This is a genomic window from Salipaludibacillus sp. CF4.18 (assembly GCF_051262595.1).
GTDB lineage: Bacteria > Bacillota > Bacilli > Bacillales > Salisediminibacteriaceae > Salipaludibacillus > Salipaludibacillus neizhouensis.
Map to the genome: position 1 here is coordinate 1 of NZ_JBIMEV010000178.1, position 311 is coordinate 311.

1 protein-coding gene is annotated in these 311 nt (G+C 38.6%); it reads right to left on the minus strand.

The window, feature by feature from the left end; translation table 11 throughout:
• On the minus strand, positions 1–311 hold a 311-nt coding region (locus tag ACHABW_RS26050), incomplete at both ends, for an ATP-binding protein (RefSeq protein WP_435759955.1).

The following is a 311-nucleotide window of genomic DNA, read 5'->3' on the forward strand; positions in this document are numbered from 1 at the left end:
ACCAAAAGATCCAGCTTTTCAATCATCTTCATGAACTTCGGAAGAGTTCCTTGTTGGTTGACTTCTATTAACTTATTAACTAAAGCTGCCACTGTAAAAAACTTCACCCGACTGCCAAACCTGTGTATGGCATTTAAGGATATCAATGCCGCCAAATAGGTTTTCCCTGTACCAACTCCTCCGTATAAAATGAGGTTTTCTTGCTCTTTAATAAAATCCCCATTTAATATCGTTTCTTGATCAATTCCTTGTGGAATTTGTATATGCTCCCATTGAAAAGGCAACGTTCCTGTTTTCGGCAACTGAGCTTG